Here is a 1,583-nt window from a genome sequence, read left to right as displayed (position 1 = left end):
GTATATACAGTAGTATTTTTATGAAAACAGATCAAGCACAGGCAATTTTCACTTACGAGAGGATCGGTATGTTTGTTGAACTGGTTTATGACAAGCGAAATGTTGAAGGGCTCCAAGGGGCCAGAGAGATCATCCTGGCTGAACTAACAAAGCGGGTGCACCAGATTTTTCCTGATGCCGAAGTGAAGGTAAAGCCGATGCAGGCGAACGGCTTAAATAGTGATGCCAGCAAAAGTGATCGGGAAAAGCTGAACCGTATGCTGGAGGAAATGTTTGATGAATCCGACATGTGGCTTGTTTCTGAGTTTCCTACAGTCCGTCAGGTTGGTATGTGACAAAATCTGGCAGCCATTTTTATCTGGCTGCCAACATTTATTTACGAACCAGATTCATTCTCCGCAGCGTCCACGGCTGCTTTCTGGCGTTGATTCCATACACTGTTTTCAGGCATGTCCAGTCGCACATCGATCCAACTGTTAGACGGAACATCCATAGCAGCCCCTTTCGTTTTAACGATCTCTCCTTCATCGTTGAGCATGTATTTGCGCTTAAACAGGCGGATTGTCAGCTCGCCATTGTCGGTTTGCTCTGCCTCGACCACACCCAGTTCTCCCATGCCGCCAGGGTCCATTGGCGGCAGCAGTTGCCATCCATCAGATGCCAGGCCTGTCGAACCAGTCAGTACGTAGACACCGACATCGAGCCGGGAAATGTTGATTCCTTCCGCCTCGGCGTTCGACGTACCGCAGCCGCACCATGCGAACCCATCCTCCGCTATATCAGCTCGCTGGCATACGTCACGACTCGTCACAATACGGGCCACAGGTGATGCTGCTTTAATGCTGCCATCTGATGCAACAGTAGTGTTTGCAGTCGTGTAAACCTTTTTCCATAGATACGTAGTGCCCTGCCCATGGGTTGTCTGTATATATGCCTGTCCATCGATCGTCCAAACGAACCATGACGTGGATGGACCAGCATCATATTGTAGCTGCACCCCTACACCGTAGGTATTTTCAGGATTATTGACTGTCTGACTTGTGAAGCGCCCGAATCCAAGCATGTTTGTGTTTGAGAAGTTGTCGATATGACGAGAATATCCCAAACCAAGAGCTTTCAGCGTTGGAATCTGACTCGTATCACTATTGGTAACAATCTCAGAATCCAGTGAGTTCCTCGTGGCGCTACTTCCCAAACCGAGGTTTGTGCGAGCGTCAGCAGCATTCTTTGCACCTGTTCCGCCCTGGCTGATACTGAGCGCGGTAGTCAGCCCGGAAAGGCTGGTAATGTCGCTGTTAGCCCCTTTCTTCGCCAGAGATTTTTGACCCGGCACGGTAACGGCCACACCGTTAATCGTGATAGTGACGTCTGTAGTACCCTTCATCACATCAGCGAACCCGCTCATGTAACGCTGGTACATCGTGAAGGTTTCAGCGATGTCCTGCGCCAGGCCATCCACACTCAGGCTGTCGCTCAGCAAAATCGAATACTTCGTTCCGGCAGGGATGGCAGGACTTGCCGCAGGTGTCACGGTGAGACTGGTTGCCCCGCCGATAGCGGTAATCTGGAATACCTGGGCGGGA

Annotated in this window: 2 protein-coding genes; one reads left to right on the top strand and one right to left on the bottom strand. The window is 50.7% G+C overall.

All coding sequences use genetic code 11. The features are described from left to right. Positions 1–68 precede the first annotated feature (68 nt). Positions 69–335, top strand: a complete 267-nt coding sequence (locus tag C5687_RS24175; RefSeq protein WP_058671216.1) for a DinI family protein — start codon at positions 69–71, stop codon at positions 333–335. Positions 336–376: 41 nt separating this feature from the next. Here C5687_RS24175 and C5687_RS25195 read toward each other — a convergent pair. Beyond that, positions 377–1,583 (bottom strand): phage tail fiber protein (locus C5687_RS25195; protein WP_238380520.1); only part of this gene is annotated, 1,207 nt, incomplete at its 5' end.

The sequence above is a fragment of the Enterobacter sichuanensis genome, assembly GCF_002939185.1.
Lineage (GTDB): Bacteria > Pseudomonadota > Gammaproteobacteria > Enterobacterales > Enterobacteriaceae > Enterobacter > Enterobacter sichuanensis.
Note: the sequence above shows the minus strand (reverse complement) of the source record. Positions and strands in the feature narration are given on the sequence as shown.

Bases quoted from the DNA above. Each gene is read 5' to 3' on its own strand.
- C5687_RS24175 (WP_058671216.1), top strand. From the start codon at position 69: ATGTTTGTTGAACTGGTTTATGACAAGCGAAATGTTGAAGGGCTCCAA.